Here is a 1,037-nt window from a genome sequence, read left to right as displayed (position 1 = left end):
GGATGATAGTCCCATCGCTGATAGCAGATTTGGTTTCCCCTTCTGCTGCATCCTTGGCTTTGCCGTGATTTAAAACATTCTTGGCAATGTTCTTTTTTGCATAAACAGGATTGGTGCCGGCAATAATATCGGCTCCAACACCATGGATGCTGCTTTATTTAAAGTGCCACCCGCTTGAATAAAGAAGGGCACAATTTTGACTCCCTCATCATTCATACTTTGTTGTCCAACGACCTTTTAACGATGCGGAGGACGCTTTGGTGATCGCTTTTGTAAAACTTTTTGCTTTTGCTGATGTTTTTTTTCATCCTCAAAATGCATTAGTAAAGCGCGTTCCTGTTTCGTTTTGTTGGTCACACCAAAAGTATCATTGTCCATAAATTGCTGATATCCAGCTAGCATCAAATTAGCTAAAAACGAGTCACTTTTCAGAGGTTGTACAAAATAGAGCCCTTTTGAATCTTGCAATTTATACCGGAAGCCTGCTTTTTTCATGCACTCATAAACTGAGGCAAATTCACTCGCATACGAATTCATATCACTAGAAGAAGCATAAACCGGTTTCCAGCCACATTTTGATAAGGATTGTTGGATCATCGCTTTATCGACACCTGGTTTTTCCCATAATGCTAAAGTTGATGGAGGAGGTTGGTTAACACATCCAGCTGTATTTAAGAGAGCTATGCAACTCAATAGTTTTAAGATTTTCTTCATTTTTCCCCTCTTTCAATGGATTTATTTACAATAAACAGCTCGGAAGCTTGTTGATATTTTCTGTCACCGCTGCTTAAAACAACGGTGAACAATATTGAGATGATGGATTGAGGAAACAATCGCGCCATTCCAAGCAAATGCAAGGATGGGGGATTGTTGATCATCACAAGAAAGACTTAAGGATAGCATTCATATTGTTCTGGATGCTTTTTACAAAACGGGCTGTTTAAGCGCTTCTTGACACTGCGCTGTGGTATGACAGCACCTGGACGACAAATCGGAAGATCCTCGGCTTTATGATTTACACACCAAGTTCCCCCTCC

The 1,037-nt window shown here is 40.5% G+C and carries 2 protein-coding genes and 1 pseudogene; all 3 read right to left on the bottom strand.

The features are described from left to right. Positions 1–100, bottom strand: a pseudogene (locus ABID23_RS08210) (hemagglutinin repeat-containing protein); the annotation flags it as partial. Next, positions 70–216 carry a hypothetical protein gene (locus ABID23_RS08110; RefSeq protein WP_354191003.1) on the bottom strand — a complete coding sequence of 49 codons (147 nt, stop codon included), beginning with the start codon at positions 214–216 and terminating at the stop codon, positions 70–72. The gene ABID23_RS08110 and the pseudogene ABID23_RS08210, both read right to left, overlap by 31 nt. 21 nt (positions 217–237) lie before the next feature. Then, entirely contained in the window at positions 238–714 is a 477-nt protein-coding gene (locus ABID23_RS08105) for a hypothetical protein (protein WP_354191001.1), read from the bottom strand. Between the last annotated feature and the right edge of the window lie 323 nt (positions 715–1,037).

Source organism: Bartonella silvatica, assembly GCF_040545155.1.
Taxonomy (GTDB): domain Bacteria; phylum Pseudomonadota; class Alphaproteobacteria; order Rhizobiales; family Rhizobiaceae; genus Bartonella; species Bartonella silvatica.
Note: the sequence above shows the minus strand (reverse complement) of the source record. Positions and strands in the feature narration are given on the sequence as shown.